22 protein-coding genes and 1 tRNA gene are annotated in these 23,039 nt (G+C 68.5%); 15 read left to right on the plus strand and 8 right to left on the minus strand.

The annotated features are described in order from the left end of the window. The coding region (locus KHC19_RS07595) for a hypothetical protein (RefSeq protein WP_213351773.1) at window positions 1-231 on the plus strand (231 nt) is incomplete at its 5' end. 94 nt (window positions 232-325) lie between these two features. On the opposite strand, the gene KHC19_RS07600 is transcribed toward KHC19_RS07595, so the two are convergent. Beyond that, window positions 326-1,711, minus strand: a complete 1,386-nt coding sequence (locus KHC19_RS07600) for a class II 3-deoxy-7-phosphoheptulonate synthase (protein WP_213351774.1) — start codon at window positions 1,709-1,711, stop codon at window positions 326-328. Window positions 1,712-2,057: 346 nt separating this feature from the next. Continuing rightward, window positions 2,058-3,476: a glutathione-disulfide reductase gene (gene gor, locus KHC19_RS07605; RefSeq protein ID WP_213351775.1), complete on the minus strand. Its 1,419-nt coding sequence runs from the start codon at window positions 3,474-3,476 to the stop codon at window positions 2,058-2,060. Between the two features lie 386 nt (window positions 3,477-3,862). Here gor and KHC19_RS07610 point away from each other — a divergent pair, with 386 nt between their 5' ends. The 3 genes from KHC19_RS07610 to KHC19_RS07620 all read left to right on the plus strand — a co-directional run bounded on the left by KHC19_RS07610 (window position 3,863) and on the right by KHC19_RS07620 (window position 7,011). After that, entirely contained in the window at window positions 3,863-4,831 is a 969-nt protein-coding gene (locus KHC19_RS07610; RefSeq protein ID WP_213351776.1) for a Bug family tripartite tricarboxylate transporter substrate binding protein, read from the plus strand. Between the two features lie 171 nt (window positions 4,832-5,002). Then, window positions 5,003-5,488 (plus strand): tripartite tricarboxylate transporter TctB family protein, encoded by a 486-nt coding sequence (locus KHC19_RS07615; RefSeq protein WP_213351777.1) that lies wholly within the window; start codon window positions 5,003-5,005, stop codon window positions 5,486-5,488. 11 nt (window positions 5,489-5,499) lie between these two features. Beyond that, window positions 5,500-7,011 (plus strand): tripartite tricarboxylate transporter permease, encoded by a 1,512-nt coding sequence (locus KHC19_RS07620; RefSeq protein ID WP_213351778.1) that lies wholly within the window; start codon window positions 5,500-5,502, stop codon window positions 7,009-7,011. Between the two features lie 74 nt (window positions 7,012-7,085). On the opposite strand, the gene KHC19_RS07625 is transcribed toward KHC19_RS07620, so the two are convergent. After that, entirely contained in the window at window positions 7,086-7,796 is a 711-nt protein-coding gene (locus KHC19_RS07625; protein WP_213351779.1) for an SOS response-associated peptidase, read from the minus strand. A 122-nt stretch (window positions 7,797-7,918) separates the two neighbouring features. Then, a complete protein-coding gene (locus KHC19_RS07630) occupies window positions 7,919-8,539 on the minus strand; it encodes a S24 family peptidase (RefSeq protein WP_213351780.1) in 621 nt (206 codons plus the stop codon). A gap of 105 nt (window positions 8,540-8,644) precedes the next feature. On the opposite strand from KHC19_RS07630, the gene KHC19_RS07635 reads away from it, so the two are divergent. The 5 genes from KHC19_RS07635 (at window position 8,645) to KHC19_RS07655 (ending at window position 14,332) form a co-directional block, all read left to right on the plus strand. Further along, entirely contained in the window at window positions 8,645-9,040 is a 396-nt protein-coding gene (locus KHC19_RS07635) for a hypothetical protein (protein ID WP_213351781.1), read from the plus strand. Window positions 9,041-9,226: 186 nt separating this feature from the next. Further along, window positions 9,227-9,877: a hypothetical protein gene (locus tag KHC19_RS07640; RefSeq protein WP_213351782.1), complete on the plus strand. Its 651-nt coding sequence runs from the start codon at window positions 9,227-9,229 to the stop codon at window positions 9,875-9,877. Between the two features lie 503 nt (window positions 9,878-10,380). Further along, entirely contained in the window at window positions 10,381-13,014 is a 2,634-nt protein-coding gene (locus KHC19_RS07645) for a right-handed parallel beta-helix repeat-containing protein (RefSeq protein ID WP_213351783.1), read from the plus strand. 227 nt (window positions 13,015-13,241) lie between these two features. Further along, window positions 13,242-13,955: a lysozyme gene (locus KHC19_RS07650; protein ID WP_213351784.1), complete on the plus strand. Its 714-nt coding sequence runs from the start codon at window positions 13,242-13,244 to the stop codon at window positions 13,953-13,955. Further along, a complete protein-coding gene (locus KHC19_RS07655; RefSeq protein WP_213351785.1) occupies window positions 13,952-14,332 on the plus strand; it encodes a hypothetical protein in 381 nt (126 codons plus the stop codon). The genes KHC19_RS07650 and KHC19_RS07655 overlap by 4 nt, the downstream gene beginning before the upstream one ends. Before the next feature lie 11 nt (window positions 14,333-14,343). Here the strand turns inward: KHC19_RS07655 and KHC19_RS07660 are convergent, their stop codons facing one another. The 3 genes from KHC19_RS07660 to KHC19_RS07670 form a co-directional block, all read right to left on the minus strand. Next, window positions 14,344-15,483, minus strand: coding sequence for an SGNH/GDSL hydrolase family protein (locus KHC19_RS07660; protein WP_213351786.1), 1,140 nt, complete (start codon window positions 15,481-15,483; stop codon window positions 14,344-14,346). A 490-nt stretch (window positions 15,484-15,973) separates the two neighbouring features. Then, window positions 15,974-16,048 (minus strand) — tRNA-Val (locus KHC19_RS07665). A 117-nt stretch (window positions 16,049-16,165) separates the two neighbouring features. Then, on the minus strand, window positions 16,166-16,852 hold the full coding sequence (locus KHC19_RS07670; RefSeq protein WP_213351787.1) for an HAD-IA family hydrolase: 687 nt from the start codon (window positions 16,850-16,852) through the stop codon (window positions 16,166-16,168). Between the two features lie 140 nt (window positions 16,853-16,992). Between KHC19_RS07670 and KHC19_RS07675 the strand changes: the two genes are divergently transcribed. From KHC19_RS07675 to KHC19_RS07690, 4 genes are all read left to right on the plus strand, one after another. Beyond that, entirely contained in the window at window positions 16,993-17,508 is a 516-nt protein-coding gene (locus KHC19_RS07675; RefSeq protein ID WP_246548456.1) for a hypothetical protein, read from the plus strand. An 88-nt stretch (window positions 17,509-17,596) separates the two neighbouring features. Continuing rightward, window positions 17,597-18,286 carry a ribose-5-phosphate isomerase RpiA gene (gene rpiA / locus KHC19_RS07680; protein WP_213351803.1) on the plus strand — a complete coding sequence of 230 codons (690 nt, stop codon included), beginning with the start codon at window positions 17,597-17,599 and terminating at the stop codon, window positions 18,284-18,286. A gap of 17 nt (window positions 18,287-18,303) precedes the next feature. Beyond that, on the plus strand, window positions 18,304-18,873 hold the full coding sequence (locus KHC19_RS07685; RefSeq protein ID WP_213351788.1) for a DUF2059 domain-containing protein: 570 nt from the start codon (window positions 18,304-18,306) through the stop codon (window positions 18,871-18,873). Between the two features lie 137 nt (window positions 18,874-19,010). Continuing rightward, window positions 19,011-19,619, plus strand: coding sequence for a L,D-transpeptidase (locus KHC19_RS07690; RefSeq protein WP_213351789.1), 609 nt, complete (start codon window positions 19,011-19,013; stop codon window positions 19,617-19,619). Window positions 19,620-19,886: 267 nt separating this feature from the next. Here the strand turns inward: KHC19_RS07690 and KHC19_RS07695 are convergent, their stop codons facing one another. Further along, window positions 19,887-20,288: a gamma-butyrobetaine hydroxylase family protein gene (locus KHC19_RS07695; RefSeq protein WP_213351790.1), complete on the minus strand. Its 402-nt coding sequence runs from the start codon at window positions 20,286-20,288 to the stop codon at window positions 19,887-19,889. 218 nt (window positions 20,289-20,506) lie between these two features. Here KHC19_RS07695 and moaA point away from each other — a divergent pair, with 218 nt between their 5' ends. Beyond that, the gene (gene moaA, locus KHC19_RS07700; RefSeq protein ID WP_246548458.1) at window positions 20,507-21,556 is read left to right on the plus strand and encodes a GTP 3',8-cyclase MoaA; all 1,050 of its coding nucleotides are present in this window, start codon (window positions 20,507-20,509) and stop codon (window positions 21,554-21,556) included. Window positions 21,557-21,718: 162 nt separating this feature from the next. Next, entirely contained in the window at window positions 21,719-22,972 is a 1,254-nt protein-coding gene (locus tag KHC19_RS07705) for an MFS transporter (protein ID WP_213351791.1), read from the plus strand. Window positions 22,973-23,039: the final 67 nt, after the last annotated feature.

Raw genomic sequence — 23,039 nt, forward strand, 5'->3', positions numbered from 1 at the left:
CCCGCTCTCCCTGCCGAGCGCCCTTCCGTCATGGCCGGGCTTGGCCCGGCCATCCACGATTTTTTCCCGTGCGCCCGGATGAAAACGCACATGCCCGGGTCAGGCCCGTTCCTGAGCCGCTCCGACATAAGCCGCACCCAGCGGGGCGCGCCCGCTCTCCCTGCCGAGCGCCTTTCCGTCATGGCCGGGCTTGGCCCGGCCATCCACGATTTTTCCCGTGCGCCCGGATGAAAACGCACATGCCCGGGACAAGCCCGGGCATGACGTCATTCTGGCTGGAGGACGCGAAGGCCGCCGGCTCGATGAGCGCCGGCAAGCCCCTGCCTCACTCCGCGGCGACGAAGGCCGGCCGCTCGCGCCCGGCGCTCTCCTGCTTCAGCAACTCGGCGACGAGGAAGGCCATCTCGATGGCCTGCTCGGCATTGAGCCGCGGGTCGCAATAGGTGTGGTAGCGGTCCTTCAGGTCCGCATCCGAGATCGCCCGCGCGCCGCCGGTGCATTCGGTGACGTTCTTGCCGGTCATCTCCAGATGCACGCCGCCGGCATAGGTGCCCTCGGCCGCATGGACGGCGAAGAAGTCCTTCACCTCGGAGAGGATCTGGTCGAAGGGCCGCGTCTTGTAGCCCGACGCCGCCTTGATGGTGTTGCCGTGCATCGGGTCGCACGACCACACCACGGTGCGGCCCTCGCGCTTCACCGCGCGTACCAGCTCCGGCAGGTGGTCGCCCACCTTGTCGGCGCCGAAGCGGGCGATCAGCGTCAGCCGGCCGGCCTCGTCCTCCGGGTTCAGCATGTCGATGAGGCGGATGAGATCGTCCGGCTTCAGCGACGGGCCGCATTTCAGGCCGAGCGGGTTCTTCACGCCACGGGCATATTCCAGATGCGCATGGTCCGGCTGGCGGGTGCGGTCGCCGATCCAGATCATGTGGCCGGAGGTCGAGTACCAGTCGCCGGTGGTCGAATCCACGCGGGTCAGCGCCTGCTCGTAGCCGAGCAGCAGCGCCTCGTGGCTGGTGAAGAAATCGGTCGCCCGCATCTCCGGGTGGGTTTCCGGGTTGATGCCGATGGCGCGCATGAAGTCGAGCGCCTCGGTGATGCGGTCGGCCAGCGCCTGGTAGCGGCCGGACTGCGGGCTGTCCTTGATGAAGCCCAGCATCCACTGATGCGCGTTGGCGAGGTTGGCGTAACCGCCGGTCGCGAAGGCGCGCAACAGGTTCAGCGTCGCCGCCGACTGGCGATAGGCCTCGAGCTGCCGGCGCGGATCGGGGATGCGCGCCTCCGGTGTGAACTCGATATCGTTGACGATGTCGCCGCGATAGGACGGCAGCTCCACCCCGCCGATGGTCTCGGTCGGCGCCGAACGCGGCTTGGCGAACTGGCCGGCGATGCGACCCACCTTCACCACCGGGGAGGCGCCGGCATAGGTCAGCACCACCGCCATCTGCAGGAAGACGCGGAAGAAATCGCGGATGTTGTCGGCCGAATGCTCGGCGAAGCTCTCGGCGCAGTCGCCGCCCTGCAGCAGGAAGGCCTCGCCCTTGGCGACCTTGGCGAGCTCGCGCTTCAGCCGCCGGGCCTCACCTGCAAAAACGAGGGGCGGAAACGAGGCAAGCTGACGCTCCACCGAAGCCAGGGCTTCGGCGCTCGGATATTCCGGCACCTGCTGAATGGGCTTGGCCCTCCAGCTATCCGGCGTCCAGCGTTCAGACATGATTGCCTCCTCATCGGCAGCGTCGCGCGGCTTGTTGTCTCCTTCCCGCGCGGAAAAGGCCGGCCTTATACACCCAAGCCCGCGGAAAGCGCCAGAGCATGCGCGCCGCGGCAGGATTGCAGCGATGCAGGCGGAAATCCTGCCTTCGGCACTCCATCCCGCACACCTCATCCCGAGGTGCCCGGCCGCAGACCGGCCTCGAAGGATGCTTGTCCGGGCGCGGATGCGCTCTACCGGCGGCTCTGTTCCCGGCCCCGCGGAGGCGGTGCCGGCGATCCGAGAACCGTTCCGACCCCTACACACCCTCATCCTGAGGTGCGAGCGTCTGCGAGCCTCGAAGGATGCCTCAGATCGCCGGCGTCGATTCCGCCGATTGCTCGGGCAGCCGGGGCTCGGGACCGTCGCTCGACGGATCCTTGGTCCGCATCGTCACCAGTTCCTCCGCTGCGCTCGGATGCAGGGCGATGGTGCGGTCGAAATCCGCTTTGGTGCCGCCCATGGCGAGCACGATGCCGACGATCTGGATCATTTCCGCCGACGCCTCGCCGATCAGATGCGCGCCGAGTACCCGGTCGGTCTTCTGGTCGACGACGAGCTTCATGAAGACGCGGGTGGCGCGCCCGGACAGCGTCGCTTTCATCGGCCGGAAATCGGTCTTGTAGATGTCGAGCCGGTAGCCCTTCGCCCGCGCCTGCGCCTCGGTGAGGCCGACCACGCCGATCTCCGGCTCGGTGAACACCGCCGTCGCCACCAACGAATGATCCACCGTCCACGGCTTGTTGCCGAACACCGTGTCGGCGAAGGCATGGCCCTCGCGGATGGCCACCGGGGTCAGCTGCAGGCGGTCGGTGACGTCGCCCACCGCATAGATCGACGGCACGTTGGTGCGCGAGCCGGCATCCACCTTGACGGCACCGTTGTCGCCGAGCGCGACGCCCGCCGTCTCCAGGCCGAGGCCGGCGGTGTTGGGCTGGCGGCCGATGGCCAGCATCACCTGGTCGGCGACGATCTCGCGCCCGTCGGACAGGTGCACCCTGCGCCCCTCCCCCTCCGGCGCGATCTCGGCGATGGTGGCACCGAGCACGATATCGATGCCGCTCGCCCGCATCTCGCCGGCGAGGCGCTCGGCGACCTCGTCGTCGAAGTCGCGCAGCAACCGGTCGCCGCGATGCACCATCGTCACCTTCGCGCCGAGGCCGGCGAACAGGCAGGCGAATTCCAGCGCGATGTAGCCGGCGCCCTGGATGACGATGCTCGTCGGCAGGCGCTCCAGATGGAACGCCTCGTTGGAGGTGATGGCGAGGTCGCGCCCCGGTATGGCCGGGCCGAGATTGGGATGGCCGCCGGTGGCGATCAGTATGTATTTCGCGGTCAGGCGCGTACCGTCGGCGAGGCGCACCGCGTTCGGTCCCTCCACGGTGGCGCGCTGCGGCACGATCTCGACGCCCGAGCGCCCGAGATTGGCGCGATAGGCGCCTTCCAGCCGCGCGATCTCCTTGTCCTTGTTGGCGATCAGCGTCGGCCAGTCGAAATCCGCGCCCTGCAGGCTCCAGCCGAAGCCGGCCGCGTCCTCGAACTCATGGGCGAAGCGCGCGGCATAGACGAGCAGCTTCTTCGGCACGCAGCCGCGGATCACGCAGGTGCCGCCGACGCGATATTCCTCGGCGACCTTCACCTTCGCGCCATGGCCGGCGGCGATGCGGGCGGCGCGCGTGCCGCCGGACCCTGCCCCGATCACGAACAGATCGACGTCGTAGCTGGACATGGTGGCCTCCCGGCTGGTCGCGCGGACGACGCCCCTTGCACCGTCCATCCCGCCATGTCGCCCCGCGCCCGCGCGGCGTCAAGCCGTCCGGCGGCCGACGCAGCCCAGCCATTCGCCGGCGTGGGCCCTGCCGCGCGCCGTTGCGTTTGCCCGCGGCCGGCGCGCGAGCCCGGCCTGCATCGCGGCGACGAGCCATAGAGGAACGTCCCGGCGACGGCGCGTCGACGCCGCCTTCCGCAATGCAGCTAACGATTTTGCGACGCAACATGAGAATTTCGTTCCATCTTTCGTGGAACTCGACAGGTTTCAAGCTGCGCTCTAGCTTGCAGGCGACACGCAATGGCGCCATCCCGAGCAACAATGCCGCCATCCACTGGAGGAAACCCATGACAAAGATGCTCCGCGGGGCCGTCGTCGCCGCCGCGCTGGCCAGCTTCGTGCCGTTCGTCGGCGCGCAGGCCGAGGTGACGGAACTCAAGATCATGGCGCCGGCGGCGCCGGGCGGCGGCTGGGACCAGACCGCCCGCTCCATGCAGCAGGCGCTGCAGGCCGACAAGCTGGTGTCCAACGTGCAGGTGCTGAACGTGCCGGGCGCCGGCGGCACCATCGGCCTCGCGCAGTTCGTCAACGCCTCGAAGGGCGACCCCCATGCGCTGATCGTCGGCGGCTATGTGATGGTGGGCGCCATCATCACCAACAAGTCGCCGGTGACGCTGTCGCAGGTGACGCCGATCGCCCGCCTCACCGGCGAGTTCGAGGCCATCGCCGTGCCGGCGAATTCGCCGCTGAAGTCGATGGCCGATCTGGTCGCGGCGCTGAAGGCCGATCCCTCCAAGGTTTCCTGGGCGGGCGGCTCGGCGGGCGGCACCGACCACATCGCTGCCGGCCTGATCCTGAAGGCGATCGGCGGCGACCCGAAGAAGCTCAACTACATCGCCTTCTCCGGCGGCGGCGAATCGCTCGCCTCCATCCTCGGCGGCAAGGTCACGGCCGGCATTTCCAGCCTGTCCGAATATGACGCCCAGGCCAAGGCCGGCAAGCTGCGCATCCTCGGCGTGTCCAGCGCCAAGCGCCTGCCCGAGGCGCCGGACGTGCCGACCTTCAAGGAATCCGGCGTCGACGTCGAGATCCAGAACTGGCGCATGGTCGCCGCCGCCCCCGGCATCACCCCGGAGCAGAAGAAGGAGCTCTCCGAGGTCGTCGAGAAGATGGCGAAGTCCAAGGCCTGGACCGACATGCTGAAGCAGAAGGGCTGGGCCGACACCTATCTCGCCGGCGAAGCCTTCGACAAGCAGCTCGCCGCCGACATCGCCGCCACCACCACGGTGCTGAAGGAGATCGGCCTCGCCCAGTGAGGCCGGCGGCCGGCGCCGCCCTTCTCCTCCGCTCCTGCCGCCCGGGCGCCCAGCGTCCGGGCGTTTCCTTGGAGGACGCCGCCACCGTCCCCAACGTCACTGGCATCCCGGCGCGCCACGCGCCCCCGCGCCCGGTCCGTTCGGTCCCCTCCGAGACATCCAGAGGCACCCATGTCCGACCCGACTCCCGCTACTTCCGGCTCGAAGCCGGACAAGGCCCGCTTCGTCATCGCCCTGGCGCTCGCCGTGCTGGCGGCCGTCATCGGCTGCGAAGCCTGGCGCCTCGCCGCCATCCCCTCCTACACGGCCGTCGGGCCGGCGGCCTTCCCGACCCTGATCGCCATCGGCCTCGGCCTGCTCGCCATCGCCAACGCGGTGGAGGCGATGAAGGGCGTCGAGGAGGAGAGGCCGCGCGACGAGGTCCGGCCCATCGTCTGGGTGCTCGCCGGTCTCGTCGGGCAGATCGTGCTCTTGCCCTTCGCCGGCTTCTCCATCGCCACCGGCTGGCTGTTCGCCGCCACGGCGAAGGGCTTCGGCCGCGGGCCGGTCTGGGCGCATTTCCTCGCCGGCGCGGCGCTGTGCTTCGTGATCTACGTCATCTTCGCCAAGGGCCTGCAACTGTCGCTGCCCGCCGGCCCGCTCGAGCGGCTGATCTGAGGTTCTGACCCATGGATACGTTCGGCGCACTCGCCCAGGGTCTCATGGTTGCCTTGCAGCCGATGAACCTCGTCTTCGCCTTCTTCGGCGTCATGCTCGGCACCGCGGTCGGCGTGCTGCCGGGCATCGGGCCGGCGCTCACCGTGGCGCTGCTGCTGCCCATCACCTTCAAGCTGGACCCGGCCGGCTCGCTGATCATGTTCGCCGGCATCTATTATGGCGGCATGTATGGCGGCTCCACCGCCTCGATCCTGCTCAACACGCCGGGCGAGAGCTCGTCCATCGTCACCGCGCTGGAGGGCAACAAGATGGCCCGCGCCGGGCGCGGCGGGCCGGCGCTCGCCACCGCCGCCATCGGCTCCTTCGTCGCCGGCACCATCGCCACCATCGGCCTCGCCTTGATCGCCCCTACCGTGGTCGACATCGCCATCTCCTTCGGCCCGGAGGATTATTTCGCGCTGATGATCCTCGCCTTCACCACCGTGTCGGCGGCGTTCGGCTCCTCGGTGACGCGCGGCCTCACCAGCCTGTTCATCGGCCTCTCGCTCGGCCTCGTCGGCATCGACCTGCAGAGCGGGCAGGCGCGCGTCTCCTTCGGCGTGCCGGACCTGCTCGACGGCGTCGAGGTGACGACGCTCGCCGTCGCGCTGTTCGCCATCGGCGAGACGCTGTCGGTCGCCGCCGCCGGTTCGCGCGCGGAGGAGGTGATCGAGCCGGTGCGCGGCTCGGTGTTCATGAACAAGGAGGACTGGAAGCGCTCCTGGTGGCCGTGGATCCGCGGCACCTTCCTCGGCTTCCCCATCGGCGCCATGCCGGCCGGCGGAGCGGAGATCCCGACCTTCCTATCCTATGCGCTGGAAAAGCGGCTGTGCAAGAAGCCGGACGAGTTCGGCAACGGCGCCATCGAGGGCGTGGCCGGGCCGGAGGCGGCCAACAACGCGGCGGCGGCCGGCGTGCTGGTGCCCCTCCTCACCCTCGGCCTGCCGACCTCGGCGACGGCGGCGATCATGCTGGCCGGCTTCCAGCAATATGGCATGAACCCCGGCCCGCTCCTGTTCGCCACCAACCCGGATCTGGTGTGGGGCCTCATCGCCTCGCTGTTCATCGCCAATGTCATGCTGCTCATCCTCAACCTGCCGCTGGTCGGCATGTGGGTGCGGCTGCTGGCGATTCCGCGGCCCTGGCTCTATGGCGGCATCCTGGTCTTCGCGACGCTGGGCACGCTCGGCGCCAACCCGTCGCTGGTCGAGCTCGGCATGCTGCTGATCTTCGGCCTGCTCGGCTATGTGCTGCGCCGCTACGACTACCCCATCGCCCCGGTGGTGGTGGGCCTCATCCTCGGCCCGCTGGCCGAGCAGCAGCTGCGCCGGGCGCTGGCGATCAGCGTCGGCGACCCGGTGGTGCTGTTCCAGAGCCCGATCGCGCTGACGCTCTATGCGCTGGCCGCCCTCGCGCTGTTCGGGCCGCTGCTGTTCTACCTCATCACCGGCCGCAAGGCGCCGGTCGGCGGCGACGAGGACTGAGCCCGTCGCGCGCGGAAAGAAAAGGCCCGGCTGCACGCCGGGCCTTTTTCGTTTCGCAGGTCGGGCCTTTCGGCTCAGAACAGGCTGAGCTGGGCGGCGGGCCGCGGCGGTCGCGGCTCCTCCTCTTCCGGCGGATCCGTCTTCGCCGGACCGCGCGCGACGATCGCCAGCCCGTCATCCGGCAAGGGTCGCTGCAACGCCCTCGCCTCCTCCCATGGCGCGCGCAGCCAGGCCTCGCGCTCCTCGGCGGTGGTCAGGATCACCGGCATCGCCTTGGGGTGGATGGGGGCCACCACCGCGTTGGGGGCGCAGGTGAGGAAGCCGAACACTTCGTGCCGCCCCTCCACCGGCTCGGCGCGGGTGCCGCGCGTGCCCTGCCAGGGCGTCCACAGCCCGGCGAAGCAGGCGAGCGGTCGCCCCTCGTCACGGGCGAACCAGACGATGTCGCGGCGGCGCGTCACCGGATCGGGCTCCGGGGCATATTCGGAAAACGAGGTGAACGGCACCAGGCAGCGATGCGCCGGGCCGAGCCAGTCGCGCCAATGTGGCGAGGCCAGGTTGCGGATATTGGTCACCGGCGGCCCACCGAACGAGGCCGGCGGCGGCATGCCCCAGCGCGCGCGGACCAGTTCGCGCCGGCCGTCGCCGCGCCCGCGGACGATGGGCGCCAGCTGGTCGGGAAAGATCGCCAGTTGCGGCGGCAGGTTGATCGCGTAGTCGTCGAGCGCGCCGACCAGGTCGGCGATCGCCCGGGCATTGGTCTTCAGGCTGTAGAGATTGCACATCGATCCAGACTAGCGCAGAGCCGGCGCCGATCAATCCGACCATCCACCGGACCGGACTCTCTTCCGACCGTGGCATCGGCAATTCGTTTTGCATTAGAGCGAGCAAAACGATACTAATCGTATCAACGCGGCTTTCGCCACGCATAGGACGGAATGTGAAACGTATAGCGCGCCGCCCAGTCGACCGGCACGTCTTCGATATCGGGGGCATTGGCGCTTGCCAGCGTGAACAGGCCGGGCTGCGCGCCCTTGCGCAGGCGCTTCAGGAATGTCCGCCCGTCGAGCAGGCGCACGATGCACATGCGGCCGACCAGCAGGTTCGGGTCCTCGCTGCGCTCGTGGTAGCCGATGAGATCGCCATCCTCGAAGACCGGATACTGGCTATCGCCGCGCACCACCAGCGCGATGCTGCCATAGGGCACCGGAAAGTCGAGCTCCACCTCCTCCAAACCGTCGCCCTTGCTGAGGTCGTCGATGGTGAACACCTCGGCGCCGGCGCCGATATAGCCGAGCACCTGGACGACGTTGCGCTTGTCCGGCGCGCCCTCGCCCGACCAGAGCCATAGCGGCGACACCCGGAAGGCGCGGGCATATTTGTCCATCGCCTCGCGCTTCAGCCCGCGCACCCCGTTCTCGTGCGCGCGGTAGGTCACCTCGTTCCAGCCGAAGGCCCGCGCGGCCTCCGCCGCACTGGCGTATCCCGCCTGCTCCCGCGCCTGCCGCAGCCGCTCCGAGACGTCCATCGCGTCCTCCTCCCCACCCGACGATGCAAATCGTATCATCGAGATACAAATCGCATCGCATGCTACGATACGTTTTGCATCGTCCCGAGAAGAAAGGCAAGCGATATGGTATATTTCCCTCCCCTCATCGACACCTGGCTGGACGAGCAGGAAATGCTCGACATGGCCGGGATCGAATGGACTTCTCCGCAGGCGGGCGCCGTCAGCGAGCGAACATCGTCCTTCTCGCATGAGCGCTCCGGTCATTTGCCGGCTTCCGACTCGCCCCCGCCTGTAGCGGATCACGACAGCGTCGCGCCGGCCTTGCCGGTCTCCATACTGGCGCGGACACCCTTGCAATGCGCCTGGATCGAGGGCGAGGGAACGGATGGTTTCGCCCAATGCTGCGGGGCTCGCGTCATGCGGCATGGCCTCTCCTGGTGTGAGCCGCATGCGCGCAGGGTGATCCTTCCCTCCGCCTGGCACCTCTATGTCGGCGCCGCCGAACGGGGCGATGCCTGACGCCTCGCCATCGCCTCCCTGCCGTCGGGCGACGCGTCGACCGATTGACCGTCACGGATCTTCGCTCCCGGGCGATCCGACACAGCGCGTGGCACGTCCACACGACCGGCACAGCCGCCGGCGCCCGAAACCCGACATCGCACCGGACCCGTTGCCCCGAGGCAGCGCAGAGAACAGGAGCTTCCCATGGCTCGCCGCAAGCAGAGCAATCGCCCGCGCACGGCCTCCGGCCGCCTCTCCCGCTCCAGGGCCGCCCAGGCGACGCGAGAGGCGGACAACATGGCGGTGGCACTGGCCCAGCCGCATCGCGCACGGCTGCCGAAGGAACTTCGCCACAGCCGGCTCGCCGAGAACGAACTCGGGCGGCTGGTGCTCGCCGGCGAGATCACGGAGATCGAGTTCGCCGCCGGGCAAAACTACCGCAGGCTCGCTGTGGCATATCGTCGGGACATTTCCGCGCCGGGCGGGATGACATCGGCCCTCGGCCGGCTCGCCGCCGATGCCTTCGCCGATTGCCGGACGCCTTCCGACGACAGCGAGGCCCGCCACGACGCCCTGAAGCGGCGCTATGCGTCCGCCAAGGCCGCGCTGCTCGCCCTCGCGGATGGACCAAGGATCGCCGCGGTGGTCGGGCGCGTAGCCATTCACGATGTGGGAGCGGGCGACGACGTGGTCGCGTTGAAAGCGGGGCTTTCGGAACTGGCGGTCCTCTGGAAGCTGTCGCGACCGGTGGAGAGCGCCGAAAGCCCCGCGCGCCGCCCCCGCCGCCTGCGCAGCTGGCGGGTTTCCGTAGAGACCAGCACCGAAGAAATAATTTTCGATGATGATGGCAGTTGACAGAAATATTAACCAGCGATACTCTGAGTGCGAAATGAAATGATAGAAATTCTTCCCCGGAAAACATTGTTTTTCGGGGATTTTTATTTCGACATCCGACATCTAAATCGGAATAATTGCTTCCCCTCCATCCTCCTGCACATCTCACGCCTCACGCCGGAACTCGATACCCTTCGCATCTCTCGAACACGTCGCGATAGAACATTGACCCTCATCGCGACGTCGAGTTTGCTTCCCTCAAGCCTTTGTGCCGGTTGACCGGCCTGGACGGGCGGGTTCGCGAGACCGAACACCCTCAAATCTCCCATCGCGACACGCAAGCGCCTCCCGTCGCGAGAGCGCCAGCCCTTCGCGCCATCTCCGGCGAGATCTCAGCCTCGTATGCGCGATCCGCGCCCTGACGACGAACCGGCCAAGCATCGGCCGGCCAATGCCAGCCCATTCCCCATGACCCAATCCCCCTGGCCGCCGCAAGGCGGCTTTTTTTGTTTGGAGACCTGAAAATGGACGCCTATTTCCCCACCCTCGCGGATGCTCGTAACGCACTGCCCGACAGCCCGCTGCCGGGCCGCATCCGCATCGGCGGTCGCTTCGCCTTCGGCGATGGCGGCGAGACGCTGTTCGCGCTGCAGAGCTCGACATTGCCGATCGACGGCGATGAGATCCTCACCAATGGCAACTTCGCCACCGATCCGTCGCTCGACTGGTACCTGTCGGGCTGGACCTGGCAGGGCACCCCGCCCGACCATCTCGGGCCGAATTCCGGCGAGAAGAAGCTGTCCTCCCAGGCGCTGGCCCTCGAGGCCTTCAAATCCTACCGGCTGCGCTTCGATATTTCCGGGCGCGAGGCCGGCAGCTGGACCGCCTATGTGGTGAGCAACGCCAACATCGCCGGTTCGCCGCATGGCGGCGAGGCGCGGGTCGTCGGCACCAGCGGCAGCGGCGACGGCAATATCGTCTTCACGGCGCAGCCGGGCGAGAACCAGATCCGCATCGTCGGCTCCACCTATTTCGACGGCCGCCTCGACGACATCTCACTGAAGGAGTTCCTCGAGCAGGGCCAGCAGATCCTCATGGGCGCGACCTATCTCCCGGTCCCGCTGGACGGGGTGCTGCGCCCCGACATGTTCCGCGGCCGCTACGACACCGGCGGCACCGAGGCCAACGACGACAACGCCATGACGCGGCTGGTGAAGCGGATCAACACGCTGATGGATCCGAACGCGCCGCTCCTCACCCGGCTGCGGGTCGAAATGCCCGGCCGCTATGTGTGCGTGCTTCCCGGCCTTCGCATCCGCATCCCGCAGGACGCGGACCTCGAGATCGACGGCCTGGGGAGCGGCGTGGTCGATCTCTCCGGCTCCAGCTACGTGACCACGCTTCCCTGGCTGACGGTGACCGGTCCCGGCTATGACGGCGTCACCAGGACCACCCTCAAGGCCGAGGCCCTCCAGAACACCACCGCGCTCAGCGTCGTCGACAATGACGGCTTCGCCAGCGGCGGCTGGGTCGCGGTGACCTCGACCTGGGACTATTTCAACGGCATCTCCGGCGAGTCCGGCTTCGGCGTGCAGTACAAGGGCGAGCTGATCCAGATCCGCAATCCCAACAGCCAGCCGGACCTGATGGCAGCGGCCACCCCGCTGTCGCATGGCTACCCCATCTCCGGTGGCACGGTGAATGTGCGGAAGATCGCCCTGGCCGGCCATTTCGTGCTCGCCGGCCTGCGCGGCGTCGGGCCGGGACACGGCGAGCTGGAAGAAGACCAGGGCACCAGCTTCCTCGCCATCCGCTTCTTCACCCATGTCCGGGACGAGCACACCGGCGTCGAGAATTTCCCCGGCAGCTCCATCGGCTACACGCTCTGCGCCTCGCTGTCGCTCGACACGCCCAAGACGGTGGGGCGCAAGCTCAGCGACACCACCAACACCAACCCGACGAGCCCGTGGTTCTACGGCCGCAGCATCGGCGGCTGCAGCCGCGCCTCGATCGTCTCGCCGATCGGCGAATATTGCCGCCGGGCCATCGATCTCGGCGCCGCCTCGGTCGCCGGCTGGGCGGACGACGCCTCCTCGCTCAGCGAGGCCGTCATATCCCAGAACATCATGATCACCGGCGGCTATTCCATGGCCTGCTTCACCCAGCCGGGCGGCCATCAGTCCTACAATGTCGAGCTTGTGGGCCATATCGGCCGGCAGATTTCAGGCGGGCAGATCCGTGGCAAGAACGTCCGCTGGGTGGCGGTCGACCTCGATTGCGGCGCGGGTACCGGCATCTCGGGCAATGACGACCCTTCGGCCTATACCGAGGATCCGTCGTCCGGCACCGTGGAGCTGGTCAATTGCAGCTTCCGCGCGCAGGGCGATACCGACGCCGGCCTCGTCGCCCACCAGTCCTTCGACAGGCTGGTCGTGCGCGGCTGCACCATCGTCGGCGGCCAGCCGGTCAGGTTCTTCGGCAGGCACCAGAGCAATGTCGAGATCTCCGGTTGCGACATCACCGGCCTGACCACGACCAGCCCGATCATCGCCGGCAACATCCCCACCAAGACCGACGGTTCCAACTGGGTCATCCGCGGCAATCGGCTCAAGAACGGCACCATCGCCGTGCTTCATGCCGGCGCCGCCGGCGAGCTGGTGAAGAACATCCGCGTGCTCGACAATGAATTCGAAAACATCGGCACCGCACATCTGAGCCTCAACGCCGCGGCCACCGGAGGCTGGTCGAGCGCCGGGGACCTCGAACTGGTCGACAATGTCGAGCGTGGAACGCTGCCGGCGATCAAGGCCGACGTCGGCGCGCTCAAGCTCGTGGCGTTCGGCAACAATTTCGGCGATCAGGCCTTCCCGGTTTCGGTCTCGGGCAGCAGCATCGCGGTGTCGACCAGCCGCGCCGCCGTCGTGCGGGCCGCCGCCGGTCTCACCGCCAACGCCAACGTCACCACGATCAGCGGCGTGCGCGACGGGCAGTTGCTCGTCCTCTCCAGGGATGCGAGCGCCTTCACCCTCACGCTCACCGACAACACCGGCAATCTGCGCATGACCGGCAACCTGACGCTCGACACGGCCGAGGATCGGGCGACCTTCGTCATGAGCGGCGGGCTGCTCTATCTGGTCTCCTTCACCAACAACGCCTGACGGCCGGAGACATCCGACCGCCACGCGCTTGCCCGCCCCGTCCGCCGCCCGCTGGGCGGCTTTTGCATTTCTGGAGCCACGCCTTCCTCCCGGCGGGCTCCAGACACCGTCCAGGGGTTCCGGCCGCGCGCCGGAATCGGCCGAGGCGGACGGGGCGATGCGGCCTTCGGGCCGATTTCCGGGGCCGCCCGCCGGCGGCCCCTTCCTCCCGATACCGGAGCTCCGACATGAACCCCATCGATATCGAGGTGGCGCTCGAGCTCGCCTCGCACGAAGGATTGGTGCGACAGGCCTACAAGGACACCCGGGGCCTGTGGACATGGTCCATCGGCATCACCAGCGCCTCGGGGCATCGCGTCGAACGCTACATCGACAGGCCGCAGACGCTGGAACGCTGCCTGGCTGTCTATGTGTGGCTTCTGGAGCAACGCTACGTCCCCGCCACAGGCGACGCCTTTCGCGGCCGGCCCTTGTCCCGGAGCCAGTTCGCGGCGGCATTGTCCTTCCACTACAATACCGGCGCGATCGCCCGCGCCTCATGGGTGCGCCTGTGGCTGGCCGGCGATGACGCCATGGCCCGCCGGGCCTTCATGGAATGGAACCGGCCGGCGCCGGTGATCCCCCGCCGGCAGAAGGAATGCGCCCTCTTCTTCGATGGGCGGTGGTCGCATGACGGCAAGATCACCGAATTCACGCGCCTGACCGCCGCACGCACGCCGGACCCCTCCAGCGCCGTCCGCCGCGACATCCGCGCCGCATTGGCGGCGGTGCTGGATGGCACCGCGGAGGGCGTGAGCGAGGTGGGGCGTGCATGGTCCGGCGCGCCAGCCGACGCGGCCGCCGCCGCACCGCGTCCCCCACGGCCGGCGGACGCACCGGCGGCGGCCTTCGCCGGCGATCCCTTCCCCATCCAACCGGTCTTGCGTGGGAGTTCGTCATGACCATTTCACAGGATGTCCTGACTCACGCCGTGCGCGGCGCCGTCGAGGCGGTCATTCGTTCGCCGCAGGATACGGTGCCGTGCAACGCCGCGGCCCAGATCGTCACCCTGGTGATTGCCGAACTGGAACGCGAGCCGGCCGCGAGGCTTGCCGTCGCGCCGGGCGATGAGGTCGGCCTCGCCGAACCCCGGTACGCGGCGCGCATAACGCTCGGCGCCCTGGTGGCGCTGATTGGCGGGCTCTATGCGCTGGGGCTCGACATCGCCGACGGCACGCCGCCGAGCGTCGATTCCCTCTCCTCCCAGCTCACCGCCATCCTTGGCGCCTCGACCGTGCTGTACGGCCAATGGCGGGCAAGGAAGCGGCGGCGGAGCTGACGGCTCGGCGCCTATTCGGCGGCGATCGCCATGCCGGCCTCCGCCTCCCGGTCGCGGAACGCGGTCGCCTCGCCCGCGGTGGGCGTGAAATAGAGCAGGTTGGAGAGATACACCGCCCCGCCCTGGTCGCTCGGCGGGATCATGTTGTTCCGGTCCGCCAGCAAGGCCTTCAGCGGCTCGCTGACCTCCTGGTTGTCGATGGCGGTCAGCGTCACCTTTCGCGGCCCCAGCGCGCCGGGAATCGACCATTGCCGGCCGCCCAAGACGAAGTTCTTGATCAGGAACTTGTGCGGCGTCGGCACCATGCTGGCATGGGCGGTGTAGATGAACACCGGCGCCTCGTCCTCTTCCTCGATCAGCAGCGGCTGGCTGTTGGAGGTGGCGAGGAAGGAAAGCGTGATCAGCGGCCCCGGCAGGTTCACCACCAGCTTCTGTCCCGGCATGAGCTGGTGGGAGCGCCGCTGGAAGCGCGAATTGCGGAAGTCGCGCACCACCGCATGGTCCATCGCCGACAGGTCGTACAGCCGGGAGGCGTCGAAGGTGTTCGCGCACAGGGCCGGAGGCAGGCGGGCGGGAACCGGCACCACCTGGCGCATCAGGGCATGCGCCAGATAGCGCGCCACCACGGCCGCGCCCTTCGGCCGCCGGTAATGCGTGCTGTCCTCGTAGAACTTGCGCAGCTCCGCCGGATTGTTGTCGACGCGCCGGCGCAGATAGGCGTCGAAATCGACCAGGAACACCGAAGCCCCGCGCGCATAGTGCCGGGTGATCGCCTGCAGCCCCTGCCGCAGACGGGCGATGCGCGGCGCCAGCGTGTCGCGCGGCGCCAGCAGCAGGTTGTAGATCTCGACATGGGGATTCTGGCTGAGGATGTAGCGGATGAGCCCCTCATAGCCGCGCTGCCAGGTCTGGAGGCTGCGCGGCGTCACCATCTTGTAGTCGTTGACGGCGAATTCGATGACGACCTTGTCGATCTTCGACAGGTCCCCGAACAGCCGCACCTGCTCGAGCCCGATCAGGCAGTTATTGGCGCCGACGCTGATGTTGTGACTGAGAATCTCATGGCCCGCCGCACGCAGATGGTCGAGCGTATAGCTGACATAGCCGGGATTCATGACGGAATTGGAACCGCCTACGAACAGAAGGTTCATCGAGATTCCCCAAGCAAAACAGAGCCTGCGCCCGGCCGCATCGCGGCCGTGCCTGATTCAATCGATGCAAATACGCTACGTTATACGAGTGTCTGCACTAACATTACGCTGGGATAGATCTCACTATCAGGAATCTTTTTGCGATGCGCAAGCCATGCTTGCGGTGCAATAGGGTGGATTCCGCTGCGAGAGGAAAGAATAATGCCCTCATTGAGGGAACAAAATATTCAAATAAATCTATAGTTGCATTGCTTGGCGCGTCTCAACACATGGCCGAGGCCTGGCAGGCCCGTCCGGGAGCGCGCGAAGACGCATCGGCGCCGGCAGCGCCCGCGACGCAAGCGATGAGGGAGGCGAAAGCAACGAGGGGAAAGGTGTGCGCCGACAGGCACGGCACGCGACACGGCCGGCGATGCGCGCAGCAAAACCGCCGCACGAGGCGGAACCGCGCGCTGCCGGGCCACTGAGGGTCGATAAGGGAGAACGTCGATGGTGGGCGATGCAGGGATTGAACCTGCGACCCCTCCCGTGTGAAGGGAGTGCTCTCCCGCTGAGCTAATCGCCCGCCGCCATCGAGGTGGCGCGATTTACTGGTTCCACCCGACGGGTGTCAAGCGGGCAAGCGCGTCATCCACGCCGGAGATGTCGCCCGCCTGCCCCGAGCGGGCAGCCCGGCACCGCCTCACGCGGGCACGAGCAGCCGCGCCACCGTGTCGGGGAGCAGGTCGAAATGCGCGATCAGCACGTCGCCGCCGAGCTCGGCGGCCGGCGTCTCGGTATAGCCGAACGGCACCACAATCGAGGGCACGCGGGCGTTCTTCGCCGTGGTGACGTCGGTGATGCTGTCGCCGACCATCACCGCCCGCGCCGGGCTGCCGCCGGCGGCCTCGATGGTGCCGAGAAGATGCGCGGCGTCCGGCTTGTGGACGGGGAAGGTGTCGCCGCCGGCGATCGTCGCGAAGCGGTCGGCGATCTCCAGCCGCTCCAGCAGCCGGCGCGACAGCCATTCCAGCTTGTTGGTGCACACCGCCAGCACGTAGCCCTCGCTCGCCAGCCGGTCGAGCGCCGGCAGCAGGCCGGGGAACGGCCGCGATTCGTCGGCGATGTGGTCGGCATAGTGGTCGAGGAAGCGCAGATAGAGATGCTCGACCTTGTCTTCCGGCAGCTTCAGGCCGGCGGCGTCGAGCCCGCGCAGCAGAAGCGCCTTGGCGCCGGCGCCGATCATCTTCCGCGTCTCCTCGTGCGGCAGCGCCGGCGCGCCGGCCTCGCGCAGGATGACGTCGAGCGTGTTCAGCAGGTCGGGCGCGGTATCGACGAGCGTGCCGTCGAGATCGAAGGCGATGACGGGCGGGCGGGCAGCGGTCGACATGGCGTTTTCCTGAATGTTGCGGAGAAGCGCGGAGCAGGACGACACCTGCCTACAATCCGGCCGCTTTCCCTGTCCAGCTTGCGGCCGGTGCGCGCCGCATGGCGGAGTGCTATGCAGGCGAGGCATTCGGGAGAACACATATGACGTGCTTGCACTTTTCCGTCCTCCGGCGCCGGGCCGCCGAGCTGCGGCATATCGCGCGCGCCACGTTGCTGGGCCTGCCGCTGGCGGCGCTGACGGCAGGCGTGGCCCTCGCCCAGGCAGCCTCGCCCGCCGCCCCGGCGCCGGCCGGCACCTCCTCGACGGCTCCCGGTTCGTCCGGCGAGGGCGACGGCTATGTGTTCGGGTCCCCGCCCTCGGTGCAGGCCAACCGGCTCTATTCCGTGAACACCCGCACCGGCGAGGTCTCGGCCTGCCAGTTCGAGCGGCCGGAAGGCAGCGTGGTCGGCGTCACCCGCTGCTTCCCGCGCGATGCCAGCGCCGGCGCCGGCGAGCCCGGCACCTACGATATGGTGTCCACCCGCTATTCCGGCGAGACCGGCGTGTTCCGCGTCAATGTGAAGACCGGGGCCATGAGCATCTGCTATGTGCGCGACATGCCCAAGGAGGGCGGCGGGGTGGAAGCCTCGGTGGTGTGCACCGCCCCGGCGCACTGATACGCCGCGCCGGGGCTTGTCGCGACTGCGTTTCGGGGTTAGGCAGCGTCAGTTTTCCGGGAGCGCCCTCGTGTCCGATGTCGAAACCATGAAGCGTCAGGCTGCCGCGCTGGCGCTGGAATCCGTGCGCGGCGGCATGAAGCTCGGCCTCGGCACGGGCTCGACCGCCAAGCATTTCGTCGAGCTGCTCGCCGAGCGGGTGGCGCAGGGGCTCGACGTGGTCGGCGTGCCGACCTCCGAGCAGACCCGCGCCCTGGCCGAGAAGCTCGGCGTGCCGCTCGGCACGCTGGACGAGCATCCCGCGCTCGACCTCACCGTCGACGGCGCCGACGAGGTCGGCCCCGGCCTGGCGCTGGTGAAGGGCGGCGGCGGCGCGCTGCTGCGCGAGAAGATCGTGGCGGCGGCCTCCCGCGAGATGATCGTCATCGCCGACGCCTCCAAGAAGGTGGAGACGCTCGGCGCCTTTCCGCTGCCGATCGAGGTGGTGGATTTCGGCATCGCCGCCGTCCGTCGCGGCATCGCCGCCGCCGCCAAGGCGGCGGGCTGCCAGGGCGTGCTGACGCTGCGCCGCCGCGCCGACGGCCATGTTTTCGTCACCGACCAGGGCAATCTCATCCTGGATGCCGCCTATGGCGAGATCCCCGATCCCGCGGCGCTGGCGGCGCAGCTCTCCAACGTGCCGGGCGTTGTCGAGCATGGTCTCTTCATAAATCTGGCGAGCCGCGTCATCCTCGCGGGGCCCGCCGGCGCGACCACGATCAGCCGCGCCGAAGCATGAACGTCAGGGAGATTCGAATGAACGTTCCGTTTTCTGGGCGTGGCGCCGTCGGCCGGGGCCGGCTCGCCGCACCGCGCGCGATGATCGCCGCCGCGGCGCTGGCGCTCGGCGCCCTCGCCGCCGCTCCGGCGCTCGCCCAGACCGCCGCGCCGGCGGCCGCGGCCCAGCCGAGCCCGGAGCGCATGAAGCTCGCCAACGAGCTCCTGGTCGCCAATGGCGAGGCGTCGACCTTCGATTCCCTCATCCCGACCATCATCGAGCAGGCGGCCGGCAGCTTCGTGCAGGCCAATCCCGACCTGATCCGCGACCTGCGCGACGTGGCGAAGTCGCTGGTGCCGGAATTCGAGGCCCGCAAGTCGGAGATCACCGCCATCCTCGCGCGCACCTATGCGACGCAGTTCTCCGAGGCCGAGCTCAACGAGCTGCTGGCCTTCTACCGCTCGCCCACCGGCCGCAAGCTGGTGGAGCAGCGCCAGGAGCTGCTCGACGAGGGGCTGAAGGGCATCCAGGCCTGGAGCGCCAAGTTCGCGCAGGAGGTGGAGAGCCGGGTGCGCGCCGAGATGAAGAAGCGCGGCTTCACCATCTGACGCGCCGCGGCCGTCCCGTCACGCGGTCGTCAACCTCGCGTTTGCGATTGCGCGGCATAATCCTGCCAAAGTTCCGGCGTCGCCGCATGACGATGCCGGGACGGCGGGCGCCACGGCGTCCGTCTGGTGGAGCAGTGATGAGGCAGACGATGGGACTGAAGAAATTAGCCGCCGCGGCGTTGCTGGCCGGTTCGGCCCTGCTGGCGGCGGCGCCCGCCATGGCCTTGGACAACCCGTTCCTCGGCATTTTCCCGCGACCTTACGATTTCGGGGTCGGTCCCAAGTCCGGCTATCGCGGCGGCTCGCCGATCGCTCGCCAGACCGTCTCCTATGCCGGTTCCTACGCGCCCGGCACCATCATCATCAATACCGGCGAGCGCCGGCTCTATCTGGTGCAGTCGAACGGCACGGCGCTGAAATACGGCATCGGCGTCGGCCGCGACGGCTTCCGCTGGTCGGGCAACAAGACGATCACCCGCAAGGCCGAATGGCCCGGCTGGACGCCGCCGCCGCAGATGCGCAAGCGCGTCAAGGGCCTGCCCGCCTATATGCCGGGCGGCATCGACAACCCGCTCGGCGCCCGCGCCATGTATCTCGGCTCCAGCCTGTACCGCATCCACGGCTCCAACGAGCCGGAGACCATCGGCCAGGCGGTATCGTCCGGCTGCTTCCGCATGACCAATGACGACGTGGTCGACCTCTACGAGCGCGTGAATGTCGGCACCCGCGTGGTGGTGCAGAACTGACGTCCTGCTCCGCCGAACTCGGCCACTACCGGGTTCGGCCTTCGGCAGGATCGACACCGGATACGTCCGATGTCGAAGGAAAGGGATGGCCTGAGGGGCCCCACGTCTCTCGATGTTTCCCGCTCGCGGGGCACCTCTCCCGATGGAGAAGAGGAAGAGAAGCATCGAAGAGGACAGTGCTTCCCGCCCCCTCATCCTGCCTCATCCTGAGGTGCCCGGCGCCAGCCGGGCCTCGAAGGAGCCAGCCCAGCCCTCCCGGCGCCTGCCCTAGTGCCGGCGCTGCGCGCCCGGGGCGTCGCGCGACAGGTTCTTGGCGGCCAGCTGCTGCAGATAGGCCTTCCAGCGCTCGTCCTGCTCGCGGCCGAGCGTCGTCAGCGTCTCCCAGCTGTAGATGCCGGTGGAATGGCCGTCGTCGAAGAGGATGCGCACGGCATAGTGACCGACCGGCAGCACCTCCTGGATGCGCACCTCGCGCTTGCCGTCGACCAGCTTGCGGTCGGCCGGCGAATGGCCTTGAACCTCGGCGGACGGGCTCTCGACCCGCAGATATTCCGCCGGCAGCGCGAAGCTGGTCCCGTCGTCGAAGCTGACGGTCAGCGTGCGGTGGTCCTTGTGGACCCTCAATTCGGTCGGCCAGGGTGTGGCGGCGGTTGGCGAAGCGTCGGTCACGGTCGGCTTCCTCTCTCGTGTCGCCTTCACATAAGCGAGCGCGCGGGCGGCGCCAACCCCGGACCGGCGGGGCGCCGGAAACGTGCGATGCAGCAAAATCGAGTGATATCAGCGATCAAGCGATAGAGGCGGACGCCTTGGCATGGCAGGATGGAGCCCCTAGATAATGTGTCGGGTTTCCTTCGGGGAGCCCCGGCAAGCACTCGGGAGCAGACGCCTTGGCCCATCCCAGCGAACAGCGCATCGACCTCGCCCTGCGGGAGCCCCCGCGCGCGCCGCTGGTCGACACCTTCGGCCGGGCCGTCTCCTATCTGCGCGTCTCGGTCACTGACCGCTGCGACTTCCGCTGCGTGTACTGCATGGCCGAGCACATGACCTTCCTGCCGAAGCCGGAGCTGCTGACGCTGGAGGAGCTGGACCGCCTGTGCTCCGCCTTCGTCGTGCGCGGCGTGAAGAAGCTGCGCCTCACCGGCGGCGAGCCTCTGGTGCGGCGGGACGTGATGACGCTGTTCCGCTCGCTGTCCCGCCATCTCGATTCCGGCGCGCTGGAAGAACTCACCCTCACCACCAACGGTTCGCAGCTCGCGCGTTTCGCGTCCGAGCTCGCCGCATGCGGGGTGAAGCGCATCAACGTCTCGCTCGACACGCTCGACCCGGCGAAGTTCCGGGCGCTGACCCGCTGGGGCGACCTCAACAAGGTGCTCGCCGGCATCGACGCCGCGCAGGAAGCCGGCATCAAGGTGAAGCTCAACGCCGTCGCCCTGCGCGGCGACAATGAGGACGAGATCCCCGCGCTGATCGAATGGGCGCATGGCCGCGGCATGGACGTGTCGCTGATCGAGGTGATGCCGCTGGGCGACACCGGCGCCGAGCGACTCGACCAGTATCTGCCGCTCTCCACGGTGCGGGCGCGCCTGGAGCAGCAATGGACGCTCTCCGACATCGCCTATCGCACCGGTGGCCCGGCCCGCTATGTCTCGATCGCCGAGACCGGTGGCCGCCTCGGCTTCATCACCCCGCTGACGCATAATTTCTGCGAGGGCTGCAACCGGGTGCGCGTCACCTGCACCGGCACGCTCTATATGTGCCTCGGCCAGGAAGACGCCGCCGACCTGCGCGCGCCGCTGCGCTCCTCGGAGAGCGACGAGAAGCTTCACGCCGCGCTCGACGACGCCATCTTCCGCAAGCCCAAGGGGCACGACTTCGTCATCGACCGCCCCGGCCAGGCGCCGGCGCTGCGCCGTCACATGAGCGTGACCGGCGGCTGATCCGTCCCGATTTATCTTCGGTTAATCGCCCGCGCGAAAGCTGCATGGCAGCCGCGCGTGAGCCTACCTTGCTGCATTGCAACAGCATGTGCATTTTTGGGACGGACCCGGACTGCTAGGGAAGCGGCCGGGAATCACTTCATTGCATCGCGCGAGTCCACCATGCAGCTGCCGCTGTTGGCCCTGGCCATGGCCTCCTTCGGGATCGGCACCACCGAATTCGTCATCATGGGTCTGCTGCCGGAAGTGGCCGCCGATCTCGGCGTGACCATTCCCGCGGCGGGGCTGCTCGTCACCGGCTATGCCATGGGCGTGGTGATCGGCGCGCCGATCGTCGCCATCATCACCAATGCGCTGCCGCGCAAGGCGACGCTGATCGGCCTCGCCAGCATGTTCGTGCTCGGCAACTTCCTCTGCGCCGTCGCCCCGGATTACTGGATGCTGATGGCGGCGCGCGTGGTCACCGCCTTCTGCCACGGTGCCTTCTTCGGCATCGGCGCCGTGGTGGCCGCCAGCCTGGTGCCGCCGAACCAGCGCGCCAGCGCCATCGCCCTGATGTTCGCCGGCCTCACCCTCGCCAATGTGCTGGGCGTGCCGCTCGGCACCGCGCTCGGCCAGTTCGCCGGCTGGCGCTCCACCTTCTGGGCGGTGGTGGTCATCGGCCTCATGGCGGTCGCCGCCATCGCCCTCTGGGTGCCCTCCGCCATTCCGCACAGCAGCGGCAACATCCTGCGCGAATTCGGCGTGCTGAAGCGCCCGCAGGTGCTGCTCGCCATGGCGATGAGCGTGCTGGCCTCGGCCAGCCTGTTCACCGTGTTCACCTATATCGCGCCGCTGCTGCGCGAGGTCACCGGCCTCACCCCGAACGCCGTCACCGTGGTGCTGCTGCTGTTCGGGGTGGGCATCACCATCGGCAACATCCTCGGCGGCAAGCTCGCCGACTGGAAGCTGATGCCCTCGCTGATGGGCATCTTCGTCGGCCTCGCGGCGGTGCTGGTGGCGCTGGTGTTCACCAGCGCCCATGAACTGCCGGCGGTGGTGAACGTGTTCATCTGGGGCGTGCTGGTCTTCGCCGTGGTGGCGCCGATCCAGGTGCGGGTGGTGGATGCCGCCGTCGGCGCGCCCAATCTCGCCTCGACGCTGAACCAGGGCGCCTTCAACCTCGGCAATGCCGGCGGTGCCTGGATCGGCGGCGCGGCGCTCACCTTCGGCCTCGACTATGCGTCGCTGCCATGGGTCGGGGCGGCGCTGGCGCTCGGCGCGCTCGGCCTGTGCGTCTATTCCCGCGCGCTCGAGCGGCGCGGCGCGCCGGTCGCCCGCATGGGCGGCATGACGGGCGGCACGATGGACAGCACGCCGGCCGGCCATGGCGGCGGCAGCCTGCCGGAAGCCGCCGTCGCCTGCGAGGATCGCTGACCCTGCCTCCGGCGGAGGCGGTGCCGGACGGGCGCCGCCCTCGCCTTGCTTCCCGCCGTCCGCGCCC

Source organism: Ancylobacter oerskovii, assembly GCF_018390555.1.
Taxonomy (GTDB): domain Bacteria; phylum Pseudomonadota; class Alphaproteobacteria; order Rhizobiales; family Xanthobacteraceae; genus Ancylobacter; species Ancylobacter oerskovii.